The organism is Paenibacillus kribbensis, from assembly GCF_002240415.1.
GTDB lineage: Bacteria > Bacillota > Bacilli > Paenibacillales > Paenibacillaceae > Paenibacillus > Paenibacillus kribbensis.
In genome coordinates this window covers 4,850,502-4,871,969 of record NZ_CP020028.1, presented here as the reverse complement: position 1 = coordinate 4,871,969, position 21,468 = coordinate 4,850,502, and the positions used below count along the sequence as shown (strand labels likewise).

The 21,468-nt window shown below is 43.4% G+C and carries 18 protein-coding genes and 1 pseudogene; 18 read left to right on the top strand and 1 reads right to left on the bottom strand.

Annotated features, from left to right (window positions below):
* Positions 1-79 precede the first annotated feature (79 nt).
* The 14 genes and pseudogenes from B4V02_RS21705 to B4V02_RS21640 all read left to right on the top strand — a co-directional run bounded on the left by B4V02_RS21705 (position 80) and on the right by B4V02_RS21640 (position 14,721).
* Positions 80-676 (top strand): GNAT family N-acetyltransferase, encoded by a 597-nt coding sequence (locus B4V02_RS21705; RefSeq protein ID WP_094156371.1) that lies wholly within the window; start codon positions 80-82, stop codon positions 674-676.
* Positions 660-1,418 carry an energy-coupling factor transporter transmembrane component T family protein gene (locus tag B4V02_RS21700; RefSeq protein WP_094156370.1) on the top strand — a complete coding sequence of 253 codons (759 nt, stop codon included), beginning with the start codon at positions 660-662 and terminating at the stop codon, positions 1,416-1,418. Before B4V02_RS21705 ends, B4V02_RS21700 begins: the two co-directional genes overlap by 17 nt.
* 157 nt (positions 1,419-1,575) lie before the next feature.
* Positions 1,576-2,163, top strand: coding sequence for an ECF transporter S component (locus B4V02_RS21695; RefSeq protein WP_094156369.1), 588 nt, complete (start codon positions 1,576-1,578; stop codon positions 2,161-2,163).
* On the top strand, positions 2,156-3,709 hold the full coding sequence (locus B4V02_RS27130) for an ABC transporter ATP-binding protein (protein WP_425270796.1): 1,554 nt from the start codon (positions 2,156-2,158) through the stop codon (positions 3,707-3,709). The genes B4V02_RS21695 and B4V02_RS27130 overlap by 8 nt, the downstream gene beginning before the upstream one ends.
* A 169-nt stretch (positions 3,710-3,878) precedes the next feature.
* On the top strand, positions 3,879-5,393 hold the full coding sequence (locus tag B4V02_RS21685) for an MDR family MFS transporter (RefSeq protein ID WP_094157066.1): 1,515 nt from the start codon (positions 3,879-3,881) through the stop codon (positions 5,391-5,393).
* 119 nt (positions 5,394-5,512) lie between these two features.
* A pseudogene (locus B4V02_RS26800) lies at positions 5,513-5,690 on the top strand (IS30 family transposase); the annotation flags it as partial.
* 162 nt (positions 5,691-5,852) lie between these two features.
* Positions 5,853-6,860, top strand: coding sequence for a LacI family DNA-binding transcriptional regulator (locus B4V02_RS21675; RefSeq protein ID WP_094156367.1), 1,008 nt, complete (start codon positions 5,853-5,855; stop codon positions 6,858-6,860).
* 333 nt (positions 6,861-7,193) lie between these two features.
* Positions 7,194-8,129 (top strand): alpha/beta hydrolase, encoded by a 936-nt coding sequence (locus B4V02_RS21670; protein ID WP_094156366.1) that lies wholly within the window; start codon positions 7,194-7,196, stop codon positions 8,127-8,129.
* An 18-nt stretch (positions 8,130-8,147) separates the two neighbouring features.
* Complete coding sequence (locus B4V02_RS21665) at positions 8,148-8,957, top strand: alpha/beta hydrolase (RefSeq protein ID WP_094156365.1); 810 nt, start codon at positions 8,148-8,150, stop codon at positions 8,955-8,957.
* 40 nt (positions 8,958-8,997) lie between these two features.
* Positions 8,998-9,954, top strand: coding sequence for a carbohydrate kinase family protein (locus B4V02_RS21660; protein ID WP_094156364.1), 957 nt, complete (start codon positions 8,998-9,000; stop codon positions 9,952-9,954).
* 12 nt (positions 9,955-9,966) lie between these two features.
* Complete coding sequence (gtfA, locus tag B4V02_RS21655) at positions 9,967-11,436, top strand: sucrose phosphorylase (RefSeq protein ID WP_094156363.1); 1,470 nt, start codon at positions 9,967-9,969, stop codon at positions 11,434-11,436.
* Positions 11,437-11,604: 168 nt separating this feature from the next.
* Positions 11,605-12,933: an MFS transporter gene (locus B4V02_RS21650; RefSeq protein WP_094156362.1), complete on the top strand. Its 1,329-nt coding sequence runs from the start codon at positions 11,605-11,607 to the stop codon at positions 12,931-12,933.
* 134 nt (positions 12,934-13,067) lie between these two features.
* The gene (locus B4V02_RS21645; protein ID WP_094157065.1) at positions 13,068-13,874 is read left to right on the top strand and encodes a Nif3-like dinuclear metal center hexameric protein; all 807 of its coding nucleotides are present in this window, start codon (positions 13,068-13,070) and stop codon (positions 13,872-13,874) included.
* 43 nt (positions 13,875-13,917) lie between these two features.
* Positions 13,918-14,721 (top strand): alpha/beta hydrolase, encoded by an 804-nt coding sequence (locus B4V02_RS21640; RefSeq protein WP_094156361.1) that lies wholly within the window; start codon positions 13,918-13,920, stop codon positions 14,719-14,721.
* Between the two features lie 217 nt (positions 14,722-14,938).
* Here the strand turns inward: B4V02_RS21640 and B4V02_RS21635 are convergent, their stop codons facing one another.
* A complete protein-coding gene (locus B4V02_RS21635) occupies positions 14,939-15,091 on the bottom strand; it encodes a hypothetical protein (protein WP_157739766.1) in 153 nt (50 codons plus the stop codon).
* Between the two features lie 141 nt (positions 15,092-15,232).
* On the opposite strand from B4V02_RS21635, the gene B4V02_RS21630 reads away from it, so the two are divergent.
* From B4V02_RS21630 to B4V02_RS21615, 4 genes are all read left to right on the top strand, one after another.
* Positions 15,233-15,640, top strand: coding sequence for a MarR family winged helix-turn-helix transcriptional regulator (locus B4V02_RS21630; RefSeq protein WP_007428744.1), 408 nt, complete (start codon positions 15,233-15,235; stop codon positions 15,638-15,640).
* A 46-nt stretch (positions 15,641-15,686) separates the two neighbouring features.
* The gene (locus tag B4V02_RS21625) at positions 15,687-17,450 is read left to right on the top strand and encodes an ABC transporter ATP-binding protein (RefSeq protein ID WP_094156359.1); all 1,764 of its coding nucleotides are present in this window, start codon (positions 15,687-15,689) and stop codon (positions 17,448-17,450) included.
* Entirely contained in the window at positions 17,443-19,293 is a 1,851-nt protein-coding gene (locus B4V02_RS21620) for an ABC transporter ATP-binding protein (protein WP_094156358.1), read from the top strand. Before B4V02_RS21625 ends, B4V02_RS21620 begins: the two co-directional genes overlap by 8 nt.
* A gap of 639 nt (positions 19,294-19,932) precedes the next feature.
* On the top strand, positions 19,933-21,432 hold the full coding sequence (locus B4V02_RS21615) for a glycoside hydrolase family 68 protein (RefSeq protein ID WP_094156357.1): 1,500 nt from the start codon (positions 19,933-19,935) through the stop codon (positions 21,430-21,432).
* Positions 21,433-21,468 lie beyond the last annotated feature (36 nt).

The following is a 21,468-nucleotide window of genomic DNA, read 5'->3' as shown; positions in this document are numbered from 1 at the left end:
GAAGGTTGTGTTTGTTGGAGGTGTATGCTTAAATGTAGCGTATATTTGTTGTCATTTTAATCTGGAAGGATGATTGGACATGTGTGCATATGCATGCAAGGGGCATATACCACCGCTGGAAAGCCAGCGTCTTCGCCTGCGAAGAATGGAAACCACGGATGCTGCTATGATGTTCATGTGCTGGTCTGATCCGGAGGTTCGCCGTTATTTGAACCTTTCCGGCATGTCTGGACGTGAGGATGCAGAGGATATGATTGAGCTGTTGAATGAACTGGCGAAGACGGAGGATGCACTGCGCTGGGGGATCGAGCTGAAGGAGAACGGGAAGCTGATTGGAAGCTGCGGCTTTAATTATTGGCAGACGGAGGGGGCTTATAAAGCTGAAATTGGCTATGAACTGGCCAAGCCCTATTGGGGGCAGGGCTACATGACCGAGGCGTTGCGGTTGGTGCTGTCATTCGGGTATGGCACGATACGGTTGAATCGGATGGAAGCATTGGTGGACCCGCGTAATACAGGCTCGCAAGCCTTGCTGTCCTCCATGGGCTGGACACAGGAAGGGCTGTTGCGACAGGTGCAGCATACATCTACAGGCTTTAAGGACATGCTCATGTATTCTTTACTGCATGAAGAGTGGCTCAGACTGGAGGCGAAACGAAATGCTGTTTCAGTATAACGGCGGGGCGTCGCTGTTGCACAGGCTGGGGCCATTAAGTAAGCTGATATGGGTGGGGTGCTTTAGTCTGCTGTCGATGGCATGGGATTCGACCCTGCATGAAGCGGCGCTATTGGCTGTACTGATCGTTGTGGCCTGGCTAGGCGCAAGGTTGACCTTGGTACGCCAGCTTCGGGTGATGTCGTTCCTGATTGGTGTGGGTATTCCGTATTTTATATTGTCTATTCTAGCGATTCGAGAAGGACATACCGTGATGTCCTGGGGACCGATTGGGATTACAACAGAAGGACTGGATATCGCGGGGGCGTTAACGCTGCGGATTTTTGTACTGTTTTTGGCTTCTTATATCTATCTCTCGACAACGGACCCCAGAGATTTTGTACAGGCCTTGAATCTGCGTTTGCGTGTTCCTTATCGGTTTGCGTTCGGCATTTCGGTGGCACTGACGTTTTTGCCTTTGCTGGAAGAGGAAGGACATACCATTATGGCGGCACGGCGGGTTCGTGGGCAGGAACCGCCACGAGGGCTGAGGAAGCGATTAGCCTATTGGAGCGGATATGCGGCTGCAGTGCTGGTGAATGCAGTGAGACGGGTCCAGCAGACTGCGCTGGCAATGGAGGGAAAAGGGTTTGGGGCATATGCGGATCGTACCTATCTTCGCGAACTGGGCAATGACCGCTTCGGCTACATATGTGCTGTGGTTGCTGTAATAGCTACGGCTGTTTTATGGTGGAGCTTATAAACACCAACCTCTTTTCCACCCATATTGTCAACTTTTTAATTAAATTTAGGTTGACAATATGGGTGCGGGTGAATACATTTATACAGTAGCAGCTTGTTCAGGAACCGGGGCTGTTACCTTAAACATGTAAATTATGAGAGGAGTTATGAAAATACATATGAAGGAATCTCGTGTTTTCGCAAAATTTACGACGCTGGATATCGTACTGATGGCGATGCTGGCGACGTTGAACGGCGTCATGACTGTTTATTTGTCACTGGTTAACAAAACGTTAAACAGTCTGGGAGGGCCTATCGCGACTTCCACTATTGTCGGACTGTATATGATATACGGTTTGCTGGCCTATTACATTATTCGCAAGCCGGGTACAGCGGTTATCGCTTATGCATTTGGCGCAGTGGTACAGTCCTTTATCGGCTCTGCTTACGGATTCGCTGCTATAATTGCGGCGGCTGTCTGCTATATGATCGTTGCTGAGCTGGTATTTGCCTTGTTGCGCTATCGACGCTGGAATTTGGCTTCGCTGATGCTGGCGGGTGGAGCTATGGTTCCGCTGTGGTTTATTGTGGCAGCCAATATGTTTGGCTATATGCATTGGGGCTGGAAGGTGCTGACGATTACACTGGTCGTGCGCATCCTCAGCGGTATTATCCTTTGTGGTCTGCTCACGAAAGTGTTGGGCGATGCCTTGAATCGTACGGGGCTGTTAAAACGATTTGAGCTGGGACGCGCTTCGCGTGCATAGCGATTATGATTCTGGATATAAAATAGCCGTGTCCTTGAAGGATTTTGGCTACTGTTATGATGATCAGGCGGAGCCGGCGTTACATGGCTTGACGCTGGACATTATGGTGGGTGAGCATGTAGCGATTGTCGGAGCCAGCGGAAGTGGAAAATCTACGCTGTGCCAGCTGCTTCATGGCGGATTGTCCCGTTCGGGCGAGGGCGAACGGACCGGGGAGCTGACCGTGTACGGGCTGGACCCCGACACGGCCGACCTGGCTGCTGTCGCCTCTACCGCTGGCGTCGTGCTGCAGGACCCGGATGCCCAACTGGTGCAGGGAATCGTCGAAGACGAGATTGCTTTCGGGCCGGAGAACCTGCGCGTGCCTCCGGCAGAAATTACGCAGCGTCTCACTGCTGCGCTGGAGGCCGTCGGCCTCGCTCCCGAGCGCGGCTCCTTCGTGCGCCACCTCTCGGGAGGCCAGCGCCAACGCACCGCTATTGCTGCGGTGCTGGCGCTGGAAGCGCCGCTGGTCGTGTTCGACGACGCAGCGGCGCAGCTGGACCCGCCGGCTGTACGCGACTTCGTCGGGCTCTGCCGGCGGCTCCATGCCGCAGGCCGGACGGTGGTCACCGCGTCCGGCCGCATGGACGATGCCGCGCGGGCTGCGCAGCGCGTCATCGTCCTGAAGGGCGGGACCGTGCTGCTTCAAGGCCCGCCGGAAATGCTGCTGCGCGAACATCGTGCGCAGCTGGCCGCCTTGGGGCTGCTCCCCTCTCCCGCAGGGAGGGGAGACGTGCCCCGTGAGCCGGGAGCGAAGCCCGGCTCGGCGGCTGGCCGCACAGGGCAGCCGTTGCTGGAGGTGAAGGGGCTGACCTTCACCTATCCCGGCAGCCAGCGGGCAGCGCTGGCAGGCGTGAGCCTTGCCCTTGCGCCCGGCGAACGAGCCGTTCTGCTGGGCGAGAACGGCTCCGGCAAAACCACGCTTGGCAAGCTGCTCATGGGCCTGCTGCCCGCACCCAAGGGGCGCATGTGGTGGGAGGGCCAGGATATGGCGAAGCTGCCCATTCACCAGCTTGCCACCGGGATCGGCTATGTGTTTCAGCAGCCGGAGCATCAGTTTGCAGCAGCAACGGTGTGGGAGGAATGCTTGTACAGTGTTCGCGTCAAGCTCGGTTTACGGACCGGAGAGCCGATTCCCGCCGCGTATGAGGAACGGGCACAGCGCTTGCTGACTGCCGCCAGGCTGGATCACAGACTGGATGCTTCCCCGTACCTGCTGAGTGGAGGCGAAAAAAGGCTTTTAAGCGTAGCAGCACAGTTTATCTTGCCGAAAAAACTGTACATTTTGGATGAGCCCACCGCCGGAACGGATTACGAAGGGGCGAACATTCTACTCCGTATGTGCGCAGAACAGTCTGCCGAAGGTGCAGCCTTCCTGATCATCACCCACGATATGCAGGTAGCCCAAAGCTTTTCCAGCCATGTTCTGCGCATGGAAGAGGGGCAACTCTATAAAATGGGAAATAGTGGGATTTATCATACGATTACAGTTGACAAAAATTGAGTGTATGTTAGACAATAATATGTACATCGCATACAACAGGCGGCCTATACAGGCCGCCTGTTTACCATTATGTAGTGTGGGTAATATTGATCTGTGCAGGCGAATCGCACAGTACAACACAGTTCATACAAGGAAAGGATTTGTGATTTGCTTGGGACAAGATAAACCCATGAAGCGCGGACTTGTGCTGACAGGTGTTCTGCTAGCCACCTTTCTGGCCGCGATTGAAGGAACAGTTATTGGCCCCGCGGGGCCGACGATTGTTAGTGAACTGGGCAGTGTGAATCTGCTTAGCTGGATTTTTACGGCATATTTGCTGACAATGGCTGTAACCACGCCTATTTTCGGTAAACTTAGCGATTTATTTGGCCGCAAACCGATTTTTCTGGTCGGCTGTTCGTTGTTTGTGCTTGGATCTTTGCTGTGTATGCTGGCTGGCAGTATGGAGCAGCTTATTTTGTACCGGGCTATTCAAGGGATTGGAGCGGGCGGTGTCATTCCCGTTACCTTTACCATCATCGGAGATATATACAAAATGGAGGAACGCGGCAAGGTTCAGGGAATGATCAGCTCGGTATGGGGGATTTCTTCCCTGATCGGGCCTCTCCTCGGCGGTTATGTGGTTACATATTTTGGCTGGGAATGGATTTTTGGTTTTAATATTCCCTTTGGACTGGTGGCAATGTTCTTTATCGCCCGTTACCTGCGGGAACATGTGAGCAAGCGCGTTGCACGCGTTGACGTGCCGGGAGCAATTACCTTTACCATCGGGATGACGGCCCTTTTGCTCGTATTGGCACTGGGCGGGCAGTATATTAGCTGGGCTTCCCCTAAACTGCTGGCCTTGGCTGCCGTAGCGATTTTGTTCCTGATTCTGTTTTTGGTTATTGAAAAACGCGCTCAGGAACCGATGGTTCCCCTGAAGCTATTCCGGATACGGGATATTGCTTTTTCCTGTGCCGCAGCGCTCCTGGTCAGCACCTTGCTGATCGGGCTGACCAGCTATCTGCCACTATGGATTCAAGGCGTGCACGGCGGGGATGCCGCTTCATCCGGTCTGGCCCTTGCTCCGATGTCGGTCGGCTGGCTGTTTGGCTCCATGATCGGAGGACGTATTTTACTGACACTGGGCTCGCGTCGAACCTCATTGATCGGACTGACCCTGATTGTATTGGGAGCCTTCGTCATGACCTTGATGGGACAAACATCACCGATTTGGCTGCTCTTTTTGTCTACATTATTGTACGGATTGGGCTTCGGCTTCTCGATGACCGTCTTTACGATTATTGCCCAGTCCTCGGTCGGGTTCCAGTTGCGCGGTGCATCCACCGCTTTGAATACGTTCCTGCGCACGCTGGGGCAGACGATAGGAGTCGCAGCCTTCGGTTCATGGCTGAACTATCGCATTGCTGCCCAGACAGCAGATGGACAGCTTACACAGCAAGGCATTACACAGGAGGATATTAATGGTCTGCTTGCACCTCATGCTTCACAAAGTCTGAGTGACCAGGCAGCGGGATTACTGCGTTCTGTATTGGAAAACAGTCTGCATTCCCTGTTTGTCATCATGGTCTCCATTGCGATTATAAGCTGGTTTGTTGTACTTGGCCTGCGAAATCAACCACCGGGTACAGAAGAAGGGACGGATCAGCGCATCAAATCACCCCAGAGAGAACATGCATAAGAGAGTCTCCTTTACGGGTAATAAAGTTTTGTTGTCCAGCTCCAGTAACGATAAGAAAGTTTTTGCTGGTGGCTCTTAAAGATGTGTTAGGAGCTACCAGCAATTATTTTTACAAAAGGAACGAGAACGCCAATGGCCTCTTGCGCGAATTTTTCCCCCGAAGGGACTGATTTCGCTCAAGTGAGGGAAGATGAATTGGCACAAGCATTTGTCCTCATCAACTACAGACCACGACAATGCTTGGGCTGGAAGACCGCTCACGAATCCTTTTCAGAAGAACTGTCGCACTTGGCTTGACAATCCATCAAAAACTTAATCATTAGCAAACATAAATAACAACCATGAAATTATTCACTTTTGTATCGATTACAAAGTTTGACTTTATTTATGTCAATCGATTAACATAAACCTGAGAACAATATAGAAGATTAGTTATGTATGTGAGGTGATAGTAAGAAAATGAAAACGAAACCCAAATTAGAAGATGTTGCTAAACATGCCGGTGTTTCACCAACCACTGTTTCTAGAGTGTTGAATAACCGTGGTTATATTAGTGAAGAAACTCGAAAACGTGTTCATAATGCAATGGAAAAAATTAATTATTTCCCTAATGAAATGGCTAGGTCATTATTTACAAAACAAAGTAATATTATTGGATTAATTTTTCCTACAGTAAGTAATCCCTTTTTTGCTGAGTTAATTTATAATATTGAAATTAAATGTGAAGAATTAGGATACAAAGTATTTCTATGTAATAGCTTAAATAATATGGATAAAGAAAAAAAGTATTTAGACATGCTCCAACGAAATCAAGTAGATGGAATTATTGTTGGAAGTCATAATAGAGGGATTTTTGAACAAGTTTCAACAAGCTTACCTATTGTTGCTGTAGATCAATATATTTCAAATTCAGCGCCAATTGTTTCATCTGACAATTATTTAGGTGGTAAATTGGCAACGGAACATTTGATTAAAAGAGGTTGTAAAAAGATTATTCATATTAGTGGACCGAGCAGATTAGATACTCCTACACATTTACGAACCTCTGCATACAAGGATATAATGACAGCTTACGGTCTTAAGCCAATTATCTATGAAATCAATAAAACTTTTAATGCTAAAGAAAATCATAAAGTCATTTCGCAAGTTTTTCATGAAAATCCTGATATGGATGGTATTTTTGCAAGTGACGATATTATTGCTGCTAACATATATAATAAAGCTGTAAGAATAGGGAAAAATGTCCCGGAAGAGTTAAAAATAGTTGGTTTTGATGGAACAGAAGCAGTTAGAAATTTCCTTCCACAATTAACCACCATACAACAGTCTATACCAGAAATGGCAGAAAGGGCAGTTATAATACTGGATAAGAAAATTAAAAATGAGGAAATTTCCTCTCATTTATGTAAGCCTCTAGATATCATACTTGTCGAGGGTGCTTCAACGACAAATGTTTTTGCAACCTAAAATCCCCCCGTGATTACGGAATCAGTCTTTTAAGTAAATACACTAAGTTTTCCAAAAGCTACAGGTTAAAAATTAACAGTGGCTTTTTTTGTTATTCTCTACCTAAAAGAGTAATATTAATTTTCTTTTATTCTAAAAAAACCCGTATGATAACCGCTTGACACATTGAGTGTCAAGCGGTTATCATACTTTCATAGTATACGTTTTCTTGATATCAGGATAAAAGAAAGATTTATGACAACCGTTTGACATACAAAACGCTTTATATTTATATATTATGAATATGAAAACGCTTTATAGTCGTTGGTATCTCAGTGAAAGGATGTTTATATTATGGAGTTTTTAAATAGAGTGAAAGCGGAATTAAGAGAAAATTTGAAAACGGTACCAATCATTCAACTTCCACAAGATTTGGATAAAACGAGGCAAATCCCCATTCCGTCTAATGCGAATTCGGAACACGTTAGAATTACTGAACGTTTTATCCCTGGTGGCGATGGACAAGAAATGTTGATTAAAATTTATGAACCAGTTCAGAGGAGTAAAGAAGAATTACCTGCTGTTCTTTGGAGCCATGGAGGAGGATATGTGTTAGGTCATCCTAATGGTGAAGACAGCCTTTGTGAAAGTATTGTTCAAGCAGTCAATTGTATTGTGGTTTCACCAGACTACCGATTAGCCCCTGAGCATTCGTATCCCGCAGCTATTGAAGACTGCTATGCTACATTGGTATGGATGACGAGTTCAACAAATGAATTGAATGTTGATCCAATGAGGGTTGCAATCGGTGGAGGAAGCGCAGGTGGAGGATTAACTGCTGCATTGGCATTAATGACACGCGATAGAAAGGGCCCAGTTATATGTTTTCAAATGCCATTATATCCAATGATTGATGATCGAAGTATTACACCATCCAGCTACGAAATTACCGATAGTCATGCGGTTTGGTTCAGGTCAAATAACATATCGGCTTGGGAAATGTATCTAGGGGATTCTGCTCATGGTGAAATCTCTCCATACGCAGCACCAACCCGCGCAAAGAATTTGGAAGGACTACCACCGACCTATACATGTGTAGGTCAACTAGATCCTTTCCGCGATGAAACAATTGATTATGTTGCACGTTTAGCTCAAGCAGGAGTGGATGTAGAATTTCAATTGTATCCTGGATGTTTTCATGCTTTTGAGCATATCGCCCCAGATGCAGAAATCAGCCAGCATACCAAAAACGGGTACATTCAAGCACTTAGCAAAGCATTAAATGGTTAATTAGAGGAGGAGTCGAATTTGATACATGAAATTATTGATATACGTACAGAACATTCAAAGTCTAAGTTATATACGTATATTTTAGATAATTCTCCAGAAATAGATAATACTCGAAAACGCCCTCTGGTCATTATATGTCCAGGTGGTGGATATGAGTTTACTTCTGATCGGGAGGCGGAACCTATAGCAATCAAAATGAATGCAATGGGATTTCATTCATGTGTATTAAGGTACAGTGTTCGCCCTGCTACTTTTCCAACAGCATTATTAGAACTATCTATGGCAGTTGCTCTTACTAGGAAGAAAGCAGAGGAATGGCATGTTGACAAAAATAAAATCATTGTGGTTGGTTTTTCAGCCGGTGGCCACCTGGCAGCTAGTCTAGGAGTTTTTTGGAAAAGTAGTTTTTTATCGAAAGCCCTGGGAATCCCAAATGAAATGATAAAACCTAACGGGCTTTTACTAAGTTACCCGGTTATTACATCTGGTACGTTTGCACATGAGGGTTCATTTAAAGCTTTGTTAGGTGATAACTATAATGAGCAATTAGATCAAGTGTCATTAGAAAAATATGTTTCTTCCGATACTCCACCAACATTCTTGTGGCACACGTATACAGACGAGCCTGTTCCTGTCGAAAATAGTTTTTTATTTGCTAATGCACTTTTGAAGAATAAAGTGAGTTTGGAAATGCATATTTACCCGAATGGGGTGCATGGGTTGTCCCTTGGAACTGAGGAAACTATGGCTTTAGATAATGAAAAGACCATTCAACCTGAAGTTTCTAATTGGATTAAAATGGCGGGACGCTGGATAAGTGGGCTCTAGATTAAAAGTAATAAAAGTTAAATAAATCTGGAGGAACTACATGTATAAGCTGGATGATAAAATCAATTTTCAACATAAAAGGAATGACATCTTAACAGTTGGGGAAATTCTTATCGATATGATATCAACTGATTATGATGATCATTCTAAATGTAACACCTATCAGAAATTTTTCGGTGGTTCTCCTTCTAATATTGCTGTTAATGTTAGTAGATTAGGGATTCATTCTCTCGTAGCATCAGCTTTAGGTAAAGATGGGATGGGAGTATTTCTAACTAACCAGTTACAATTAGCTGGTATTGATACTACATGTGTTCAACAAGTAGACTATTCTACCAGTATGGTTGTTGTTTCGAAAAGCAAATCTACGCCAACTCCCATTTTTTATCGCGGAGCGGACTATTATTTAGCTTACACTCCTGAGCTTGAAGAAGCTGTAGATAATTCTAAGATTGTTCATTTTTCCTGCTGGCCAATCTCTATGAAGCCAGTTCGTCATACGATTGAAAAAGTTATTGAGCGTGCGAGAGAGAAAAACGTTTTAGTATGTTTTGACCCAAACTATCATCCGAAAATTTGGCATAAAGGAGAAGATGGTGTTGAGTACGTAAAATCGATGTTCAAAAAGGTCGACATCGTCAAACCTTCAGAGGATGACGCAGAAAGATTGTTCGGAAAAGACACTCATGAAAATCAGGTTGAGAAGTTTTTAAAATTTGGGGCAAAGCTTGTCATTATGACCTTAGGTAAAGACGGGGCAATTGTCTCAAATGGAAAAGAAATCATGAAGTTAAATACATTAGCTACAGACGTAATTGATACGACAGGAGCAGGGGATGCTTTCTGGTCCGGATTTTATGCAGCTGTTGTGAAAGGCTATACGCTTAGGGAAGCGTTTACGTTAGGGTTTGCTGTAAGTGCTTATAAGTTAAAATATACCGGTGCAATCGTAGCATTACCAAAGCTTGAAGTCATAAAAAATATGTATGGATTATAGGAGGTGTCGCGAATGGCAGTGAAAAATCAGGTACAGTTAATTACCTACCCCGATTCTTTGGGAGGTGATTTAAAGACTCTTAATCAAGTACTTCTAAATTATTTTACGGATATTTTTAAAGGAGGAGTGCATATCCTTCCACCGTTTCCCTCTTCAGGAGACCGTGGATTTGCTCCATTATCCTATTTAGAAATTGAACCGGCCTTTGGGACTTGGAAGGATATTAAAGCTATTGGCGAAAACTTTGATGTTTTAGTAGATTTGATGGTTAATCATATATCTAGACAATCTGAATATTTTCAGGATTTTCTAAAAAAAGGGAGAAAATCTGAATATGTAGATTTGTTTATTACATTAGATAAGGTTTGGGAAGATGGAAATCCTGTTCAGGATGACATTAATAAAATGTTCCTACGACGTTCTCTACCATATTCTACTTTTACAATTGAGGAAACTGGTGAGGAAGAAAAGGTATGGACGACATTTGGAAAGACGGATCCTTCAGAACAAATTGATTTAGATATTAAGTCAAAAAAGGTAAAACAGCTAATTACGGACTTCTTTTTAAACTTTAAGGAAAATAATGTGAAGATTGTCCGTCTGGATGCGGTTGGCTATGTTATTAAAAAATTGGGAACAAGTTGTTTTTTTGTAGAACCCGAAATCTATGAGTTCCTTGATTGGGTCTTAGAACTGGCTAAGTCATTAGATATTGAAATATTACCAGAAGTTCATTCACATTACACTATCCAAAATAAGCTGTCCGAGCATGGATATTGGATCTACGATTTTATTTTACCTTATCGAATTTTGGATACTTTAATCAATAAATCTAGTATAGCCCTTATTGATTATCTTAAGAATCGACCACATAATCAGTTTACAATGCTGGACTGCCATGACGGTATACCAGTAAAACCAGACTTAGATGATCTTATTGATACAACAGAAGCTAGAAAATTGGTAGATGTTTGCCTCCAAAGAGGTTCAAACCTAAGTCTAATTTTGTCAGACGAGCATAAGTCGAAGGATGGATTTGATGTCCATCAAATCAGATGCTCATACTACTCCGTACTAAATAATGATGATGATGCCTATATTTCAGCGAGAGCGATTCAATTCTTTACTCCAGGGATACCTCAGGTGTATTATGTAGGACTATTAGCTGGGGAAAACGACTATGAAAGAGTTAGAGAAACAGGAGAAGGTAGAGAAATCAACCGTCACAACTATAGTCTTATGGAGATTGAAAAATCTCTAGAAAAAGAAGTAGTCAAAAGATTATTAAAGCTTATTCGCTTTAGAAACGATTATGATGCCTTTAATGGGGAGTTCAAGGTATTAGAATCCAACAAAGATGAAATTTATCTTTCCTGGGAAAAGGACAAGAAGCGTTGTACACTTTATATCGATTTTAAAACGAACAGGCCTGTTATCGATTATATTGATCAAGATGGTAAATATATACAATATTATGTATAACAAGTTAAATAGATAATGATTAATGAGACAGCCGTACTATTATAAAATTTTTCTAAACCGCTTTCAATTAATAATTTGGAGGGGTACTAAAAATATTATTTATTTTCGATGAAGATAAAATTAAATCATTAAGAATTTAAGGATGTATAAATTACAGGGGGGCTTATAATGTCTGAAACAAAAAAAATACCAAAATTAAGATGGCTTTACTTTTTACCTGTATTATTTCTAATGTGCTTTTTTTCATTTGTAAGTAACTCACTCCTAAGCATTGCTCTGCCTGGGGGAATGATGAAGGATTTAGGTTTTGCTGCTAGCGTTGCTGGGATTGCGGGTGGAGTCGCGGGTATTGGAGGTATGATTTTACAGATCTCTGGTGGACACATTGCTCAACAAGGAAAACTCAAGAAATTTCTTGGCTTTTCAACGATATGCTGGAGCGTAATAACTATTCTACAAGGGTTTGTTACAGACGGTTGGCAACTTATAGTACTCAGATTTTTACTTGGTGTTGCGGAGGGAGCTATTGTACCAGGCATCATGACTCTTTTACCCTATTGGTTTCCAGAAAAGGATGGTGAAAGAAGTCGAGCTATAGCCGTTGTGTTTACTGCCTCCGGCATTGCAGCAACACTTACTGGACCAATCGGTGGATTTCTGATAGCAATGTTCAATTGGCAAATGATGTTTATGATTTTAGGTGTTATTAGTTTAATAATTGGTGGAATATGGTTTGCTGTAATGTATGACAGACCAGAACAAGCTAGATGGTTAAGCAAAGAAGAAAAAGAATATATTACTACAACCATTCAAAAGGAACAGAGTGCTTTAATAAAAGATGAGGGCAATAATGTAAGTGGGGATAAGCTTCTGCCTATTTTAGGTTATCTATTAAGAAATAAGTATAGCTGGGCTTTGAGTATCGTTGGCTTTTGTGCGGTATTCGGCCAGATCGGATTTTTTACTTGGATGCCAACAGCTATTCAGTCTGTTACGCATGCAGGTATTAATAATGTAGGATTATTAAGTGCACTTCCATCGATTGCTGCTATTTTAGGATTGGCAGTATGGTCTAAATTAACACCGAAAATAAAGCAGCGCCGCCTTAGCACGGGGATACCACTACTGTTGTTTGCTATTGCTCTAGCTATTTTAGGTCTTTTTTCTAATAGTACAAATGCCGCTTTGTACATCGTTTTAATGTGTGTAGCTGGCTTTTTTATACAGGCTTTTATGCCTAGTTTTCATACAATACCTACTCTTATTTTCTCCAAAGAAGTTGAAGGTGTAGCTAGGGGGCTAACAGGATTTACTTCAGCATTTGGTGGATTTGCTGGTCCTTATCTTGCTGGAATTTTTATTTCAATCTCAGGTTCGCAAAAAGGAGCTATGTATGTTATGGCATTAATATTGTTCGTAGGGATGCTAGCATCTTTCATTCTTCCTAAGAATCTTGGTTTAGAAGCACAAGGTGAAAATAATCATAAAGCAGCCTGACTTCCTATTAAAAAATCCAAGAAATAATATATCAAATGAATAGTGTTAGTGATACATTCCAGCTTTAATAAATAGGAAAGGAATGTATCACCCTTATATTTATAAAAGTCATGTTAATGAAAGTAGGAATAATAATGAATGTACAAGAAGTTATTGATGCAATTCTCTCAGATTCATGTGGCGATATGAGACTTGAAAAAACAGGTGATCAGTTAATATGCGGGAAGCCTAATACTGAGGTCCAAGGAATTAGCACAACGTTTATGGCAACGATAGACGTTATTAAGCGTGCTATTGAAGACGGGGTAAATATGATCATTACACATGAACCCACTTTTTATACGGGAAGGGACGAGCTGGATTGGCTCGAGGATGACCCGTTATATCTTGCAAAGAAAAAGTTAATCGAAGAAAACAATATTGCAATTTGGCGGTACCATGATTATATGCATATGGCGAAAACGGATAGAATTTATGATGGCCTTCTGAAAGAAATTGGCTGGGAACATAATTTGCAGGAGGAGAACCAGCCTTTCATATACAAAATTAATGAAGTTACTTTGGCTGAACTCTCCAGATTTTTTAAACAGAAACTATCAATGGATGTTATTCAAATTGTCGGCAACCCCGAAATGAAATGTTCAAAGGTCGGGGTACTAGTGGGTGGAGGAAGCTTAGGTCTAGGCAGAGAACAAATGCCAATGGAGTTAATGAGAAATCATAACTTGGATGTTATGGTTTGTGGCGAAATTACAGAATGGACATTGTGTGCTTATGTCAATGATGCAACAATGCTCGGAATGGATAAGGGAATGATTGTGATTGGCCATGAGCGTAGTGAGGAATCCGGCATGAAATATATGGCGGAATGGTTGAAGCCTTTGGTCAAGAACATTCCTGTCACTTTTATTGATGCGAAAGAACCGTTCCTTTATTTATAAACCTCGACTTCATTAAAAAATTTAGACATTAGGAGTGAATCAATTGGCCATATCACAAGTTAATTTTTACTCAAAGGCTTTAAAAAGGGAAGTTACATTTAATGCACTCTTACCGCTAGACCGCACTGACATGTTTGGGCATGGAAATACTGAGGAGCGCCCATTTAAATCTCTTTATCTTTTACATGGATATTCTGGTAATTATATGGATTGGCTTAGTCTTTCAAGAATTCGGGAACTATCTCATAAATATAATATAGCTGTGTTTATGCCGTCAGGTGAAAACAATTTTTATTTGGATGACAACGATAAAGGTGAATTATTTGGTGAATATATTGGAAAAGAATTGGTGACGTTTACGCGAAAAATGTTTCCTTTATCCACTAAGAGAGAAGATACCTTTATTGGTGGTTTATCAATGGGCGGATATGGAGCCATTCGCAACGGATTAAAGTACGCTGGTAATTTCAGTCGTATAATTGCCTTGTCCTCCGCAATCATAACTTACAGAATAGCGGGAATATCTACCGACCATAAAGATGAAGTGGCAGATTATAAATATTATAGAAGAGTTTTTGGTGACTTAAATCTGCTTATGGGCAGTGATCGAGATCCGGAGGCACTCGTCCTTAAATTGATAGAGACTAAAGTGGAAATACCCAAAATATATATAGCATGTGGAACTGAGGACTTCTTGTTAGATGTAAACCAGAAATTTCATGATTTTTTGGTTTCAAAAAAAGTGAATGTCACTTATAGAGAAACAGAAGGGGGCCATACGTTTGATTTCTGGAATAATTATATTGAAAAGGCTATATTATGGGCTACCCATAATAGTGAAAATTGAGTAAAAAACCCTATGACAGATTTTCAAGCCAAGTGCGACAGTTCTTCTGAAAAGGATTCGTGAGCGGCCTTCCAGCTTGCTGCGTTCGATTATGCTAAGATGAGTATAGCTCATGGTGGATTTTCCTTGTGTGAATGTGTGGGTAGGAACCTTCATTCTACACGAATCCGGCCATGGGCCTTTTTTTATTTATTTCCAGCAGGTGTCGCACTTCATTTTACAATCCGTCAAATAAAAAAGGATAGAAATTGTTGTTGTAAAGCAGATGTCTGGAGAAATTAATAACGTTTGGAACCTTCCCCGGACAATTGTCAGCTTGTAGAGCAAAAGTTTTTTTCTCTACAAGCGCATCATATCCGATAATTTTCATGAGTTTTTTCTTCCCCAACAATATTTTTTGCCGCATATGTACCGCCTTTTTTGGTTTTCCACATTTTCCCGAATTGACTTTATACCCGGACATCATTATTATCTTACAGTATAAGATAAAAACCAGAAGGTGTTGTGGTCAATGGATTATAAAGCATCAGCAACAGAACTATTCGAGTGTATCGTCAAATCGCGCAAACCGGTATTCGAGGAACGAGTGCACTTCTCTCGTGGTGAAATGGGGATTCTCATCGCTTTGAATCATCAGGACGGGGTTACCTCGGGCCATTTGAGCGAATACTTGTCTGTCAGTACGGGACGGGTAGCAACGGCGCTGAAAAGTTTGGAGAAGAAAGGATTGGTTGTACGCCGTACGGATGTCAACGACAAACGCAAGGTGATTGTATTCATTACGGATTCAGGCAAGCAATTTATGATTGACAGGTATAACGAAGGAGTCGCATGGAGCGAGAAGATTCTTCGAAAGCTGGACGAACAGGATGCCAAAGAATTTATCCGACTCATCAAGCTTATTGTCTCTAAAAACTAAATTGCACCAAACACCTAAGATTTTCAGATAAAAGGGGAGCAACAGAATGCTGAAGATATTCAAATATCTCAAGAAAAATGAATGGATGTTCGTGTTATGCAGCCTGGCCTTCATCGTTGTGCAGGTGTGGCTTGATTTGAAGCTGCCTGATTATATGGCCGAAATTACAACCAAGCTGCAAACAGCAGGAACACCGGTGTCGGAACTGCTGATTCCCGGTAGTTACATGCTGTTGTGTGCCGTCGGCAGTATGATTGCATCTATTATTGTCGGCTATTTTGCGGCAAAGGTTGCGGCAGGGCTGGCCATGCGTCTGCGCGCGATGGTCTTTGACAAGACCTTATCATTTTCGATGGAAGAGATGAACAGCTTTTCAACAGCCAGCCTCATCACCCGCTCCACAAACGATGTTACCCAAATTCAAACGGTGGTTGCGCTGGGGCTGCAGGTGATCATCAAGGCACCGATTCTGGCCGTGTGGGCCATTATGAAGATTGCAGATAAAAACTGGCAGTGGACCGCCTCTACAGGGGCGGCCGTGGCTGTCCTGATCTTGATGCTGAGTGTCATTATTATTTTCGCTCTCCCCAGTTTCCAAAAAATCCAGCGTCTCACCGATAATCTGAACAGGGTAACACGTGAGCATCTGACTGGACTTCGGGTGGTGCGCGCTTATAATGCAGATGAGTATCAGGAGGAGAAGTTCGGGCAGGCCAATGTCGAATTGATGAATACAAACCTGTTTGCGAACCGGTTAATGACAATGGTTGGCCCGGGCATGACCTTTATTATGTCGGGTCTGAGTGTCTCTATCTATTGGATTGGCGCTTACCTGATTAACGGAGCGGCCGTACCGGACCGCATTACGTTGTTCTCTAATATGGTCGTATTCTCCTCTTATGCGATGCAGGTGGTCATGGCCTTTATGATGGTAAGTATGATCTTCTTCCTGATGCCTCGAGCTTCGATTTCTGCCAAACGGATCATGGAGGTATTGAATACCGAATCCCGCATCGTTGACGGGCATGAGACAGCTGGAGAAGAGGGCGTTACGGGACAGGTGGAATTCCGTAATGTCAGCTTCAAATATCCGGATGCGGAGGAGCCCGTGCTTCGCAACATTAGCTTTACGGCACAACGGGGCGAGACGGTTGCCTTTATTGGCGCAACAGGCAGCGGCAAAACCAGCGTGATCAATCTGATTTCCCGTTTCTACGATGTGACCGAGGGAGAGGTGCTCGTGGATGGCGTGAATGTCAGAAACTATAAGCAGCAGGCACTCCATAACAAAATCGGGTATGTCCCGCAGAGAGCCGTGCTTTTCAGCGGTACGGTGGCATCCAACGTTTCGTATGGCGATAACGGAAGAGCAGAAGCTTCGGAGAAACTCGTCAAAGCAGCCGTAGGGATTGCCCAAAGCACGGAATTTGTTGAAAAAATGGATGGTCAGTACCAGGGACGGATTTCACAAGGTGGAGCGAACGTGTCCGGTGGTCAAAAGCAGCGTCTGTCCATTGCGCGTGCCATCTACCGTCAGCCGGAGATTTATATCTTTGATGATTCCTTTTCGGCACTGGACTACAGAACAGACCGGATTCTGCGTTCCGCTCTCAAAAAAGAAACCGACCATGCGACGACACTCATTGTTGCTCAGCGCATAGGCACTATTAAGGACGCTGACCGGATTATCGTACTGGATCAGGGTGAGGTTGTAGGGAACGGCACACATGAAGAGCTGATGGCGAACTGCAGCACCTATCAGGAGATCGCTTATTCGCAGCTTTCGAAGGAGGAACTTGTACATGGATAAGAATGAACACACCGTCGACAGCAAGCATATGAAGATGAAACAGCAAGGTCCCATGGGTGGAGGTCCTGCGGGAGGCATGGGTGCTGGTGAAAAAGCGAATAATTTTAAAAAGACGATCAGCCAGCTCTTATCCTACGGCAAGGCCTATGTGCCCATGATTATTCTCTCTATGGTGCTGGCCCTGGTCGGTTCCGCCTTCAACGTGATTGGTCCGGGTAAGCTCAGCGATATTGCCAACCTGATCCAGGAAGGAATCGTAACAGGGATTGATGTGAGTGCTGTCCAGAAGATTGTTCTTGTATTGGTGCTTTTGTATGGTTTTGGTCTTATCTTTAATTATTTCCAAGGTTTTATTACGGTAACCGTATCACAGCGTCTTACAAAGAAAATGCGGACAGAGATGTCCCGAAAAATCAATCATATGCCTCTAAAGTATTTTGATACTACGAGCTATGGTAATGTGCTCAGCCGTGTGACCAACGATGTCGATACTATCGGACAAACGTTAAACAACAGTCTTGGCACGCTTGTCAGCGCGCTGGCAACCTTCGTGGGCGCATTGATTATGATGCTGTATACGAACTGGATCATGACCGTTACCGGGATTCTAGCTACGCTGATCGGTTTTTCACTGATGACCGTAATTATGAAGCATTCACAGAAATATTTTGTAGCACAACAAGCGGAGCTTGGCCAGATCAACGGTCATATCGAAGAAACCTATGCTGGTCATAACGTAGTCAAGGTATATAACGGAGAACAAGCAGCCAAGGAAGTGTTCCATGGCATTAACGGCCGTTTATATACAAATGCATGGAAGTCCCAGTTCATGTCTGGCCTGATGATGCCAGTTATGATGTTCATCGGGAATTTCGGTTATGTCGCGGTCTGTGTCGTAGGCGCTTTGCTGGTGAACCAACATGCGATAACGATCGGAACTATTGTGGCCTTTATGGTGTATATTCGTCTGTTTACACAGCCCTTGTCACAGTTGGCACAGGCCGCAACCAATCTGCAATCGGCGGCTGCTGCCAGTGAACGTGTATTTGAATTTCTGGGTGAAGAAGAATTGGCGGATGAGAGCGACAAGACCAAGAAGCTGGACAACGCCAAAGGGGATGTCGAATTCAAACATGTCCGTTTCGGTTATAACGAAGACCGTATGATTATCAAAGACTTCTCCATGAAAGCTGAAGCCGGTCAGAAAATTGCCATTGTGGGTCCGACAGGCTCCGGTAAGACGACGCTCGTGAATTTGCTCATGCGGTTCTATGAGCTGAACGGCGGGGAAATCTATATTGACGGAACCCCGATCAGCCAATTAACACGTGCGAATATTCATGAATTATTCTGTATGGTGCTGCAGGATACCTGGCTGTTTGAAGGAACGATCCGTGACAATATCGTCTTTTCCAAAGAGCATGTTACCGATGAACAGGTGGAAGCCGCATGTAGAGCGGTGGGGCTGCACAGCTTCATTAAAACCCTGCCGCAGGGCTATGATACGGTGCTGGACGACAAAGCCAATCTCTCCGCCGGTCAAAAGCAATTGATTACCATTGCAAGAGCCATGATTGAAGATGCACCCATGCTCATTCTGGACGAGGCCACAAGCTCGGTCGATACGCGTACGGAATTGCTGATTCAACAAGCGATGGACCGGCTTACTGTAGGGAAAACCTCCTTTGTGATTGCCCACCGCCTCTCGACGATCAAGAACGCCGATCTGATTCTGGTCATGAAGGACGGCAACATTATCGAAACGGGCAACCATGAGGAATTGCTGGCCAAAGGCGGCTTCTATGCCGATCTATACAACAGTCAGTTTGAACAAGCATCCTAAAAAATAACAGTCCCTATTTAAAAAAAAGGGATAGCAGCCACTAATAGCATATCAGAGAATTCTTTATACAAAAAAAGAGATAGTCCGGAACACCTAAATAAGGGGACGGGCTGTCTCTTTTTCAACTTCAACGGTTCGGCTCAACCATCGAACTGTGAATGATGAAACCCTTTAAGGTTTGTACGCACCTTTTTATGTGATAATTGGAATATTTCAATAAATATATAAGTGATTAAATGGTAAATTAGACTTAAAAAGTGTGACACAAAATTTATTTCTTAATCAGATTGTGAGTACAAAAGGACTATTTTTTTGAATTCGTTTGCAAATAGAGCTTTTTATGAATTGTTTTGAATGATTTTGGATGAAAATGAAGCAAACAGGCTGGAAAAAATGAGTGTGCAAAAAAAGCAAGTAACAATTTTTTCTGAATGTAATATGAATGAAAGAAAACGGAATTTTCAGAAATTTACTAGGAAAATATGAGGATGAAATTCAAGGAGTAGCCTGTTTTTAGCCTCAAATAAAGGGGCTTTTTAGTCTATACCAATCGTTTGTCATACCATTTAAAATGGCCCTACCAACCAAAAAGTTGGGTTCGAATTAGAACGAATAATGAGAACAAGGGAGATGAAGTACTTGAAAATCAACAAATTTTTCAGAAAAGCGACCACACTGACTGTAGCAACCACATTGCTATTGGGAGGGGGCATTCAGGCTTTTGCTGAAAAAACGGATGATTCTGATCTTAAAACTGACAGTGCATTTACCCAAATTACACGCCATGACATGTTGAATATTTTCAAACAGCAAGGCAAAGAGAAATTTGAGGTTCCGTCCTTCGATGCATCGACCATCAAGAATATTTCTTCGGCAAAAGGCCGCGACGGTTCAGGCAAGCTGATTGATCTGGATGTCTGGGACAGTTGGCCGTTACAAAATGCCGATGGTACAGTGGCCAATTACAAGGGGTATAATATCGTTTTTGGATTGGCAGGCGATCCTAAAAGAGCAGAGGATACATTTATATATCTGTTCTATCAAAAAGCGGGTAATACTTCTCTGAATGGCTGGAAAAATGCCGGAAGAGTGTTTAAAGACAATGACAAATTACTTGCAAACGATCCGATTCTAAAAAATCAGGCAGAAGAATGGTCCGGTTCGGCTACCTTAACCTCTGATGGACAAGTGCGTTTGTTTTATACCAGCAGACAGCCTTTTGAGCCAAGTAACCAATTATACGGCAAGCAAACCTTGACTACGGCTCAAATTAATCTCTCTCAACCTGATGATGAAACGCTTAAAGTGGATGGCGTCGAGGATCTTAAACCGATTTATGACGGTGGAGATGGGAAAATCTATCAAAATGTTCAGCAAAGCGTCGGCGTGGATATGGATAACCATACGCTTAGAGACCCTCACTATATTGAGGATCAAGGCCGCAAGTATATCATATTTGAAGCGAACACAGGGACGGAGACAGGCTACCAGGGTGAGGATTCACTTCAAAACTCAGCTTATTATGGCGGCAATAAAAAATTCTTCACGGAAGAACTACATAACTTGTTGCAAAGTCCCAAGAAAAAGGGAGCTGAATTGGCGAACGGCGCACTCGGCATCGTTGAATTGAATAATGACTATACCTTGAAAAAAGTAATGCCGCCTCTGATTGCGTCCAATTTGGTCACGGATGAGATCGAACGGGCGAATGTGTTCAAAATGAATGGCTTGTGGTACTTATTTACGAGCACGAGAGGCTCCAAGGTGACTGTAGATGCGATCGGTGACGATGATATTTACATGCTGGGTTATGTTTCTACTTCCTTGACAGGGCCCTACAAACCGCTGAATGGAACCGGTCTCGTTCTCCATCAGGACCTGGATCGCGATGATATTACCTGGACGTACGCTCATTTTGCTATTCCGCAAGGCAAAGGCAATAACGTAGTTGTTACCAGCTATATGACCAATCGAGGGCTGTTCCCGGATCACAAATCTACTTTTGCGCCAAGCTTTCTGCTGAATATTAAAGGCTCGAAAACCTCTGTTGTGAAAAACCGCATTCTGGAGCAAGGGCAAATCGCAATTGATCCAACGAATGACAAAGAAGAGCCTCCATATGAGTATGGAAAGAAATAAGTAGATATATGCAGTATGTCCGAAGGCGGCAGTTTG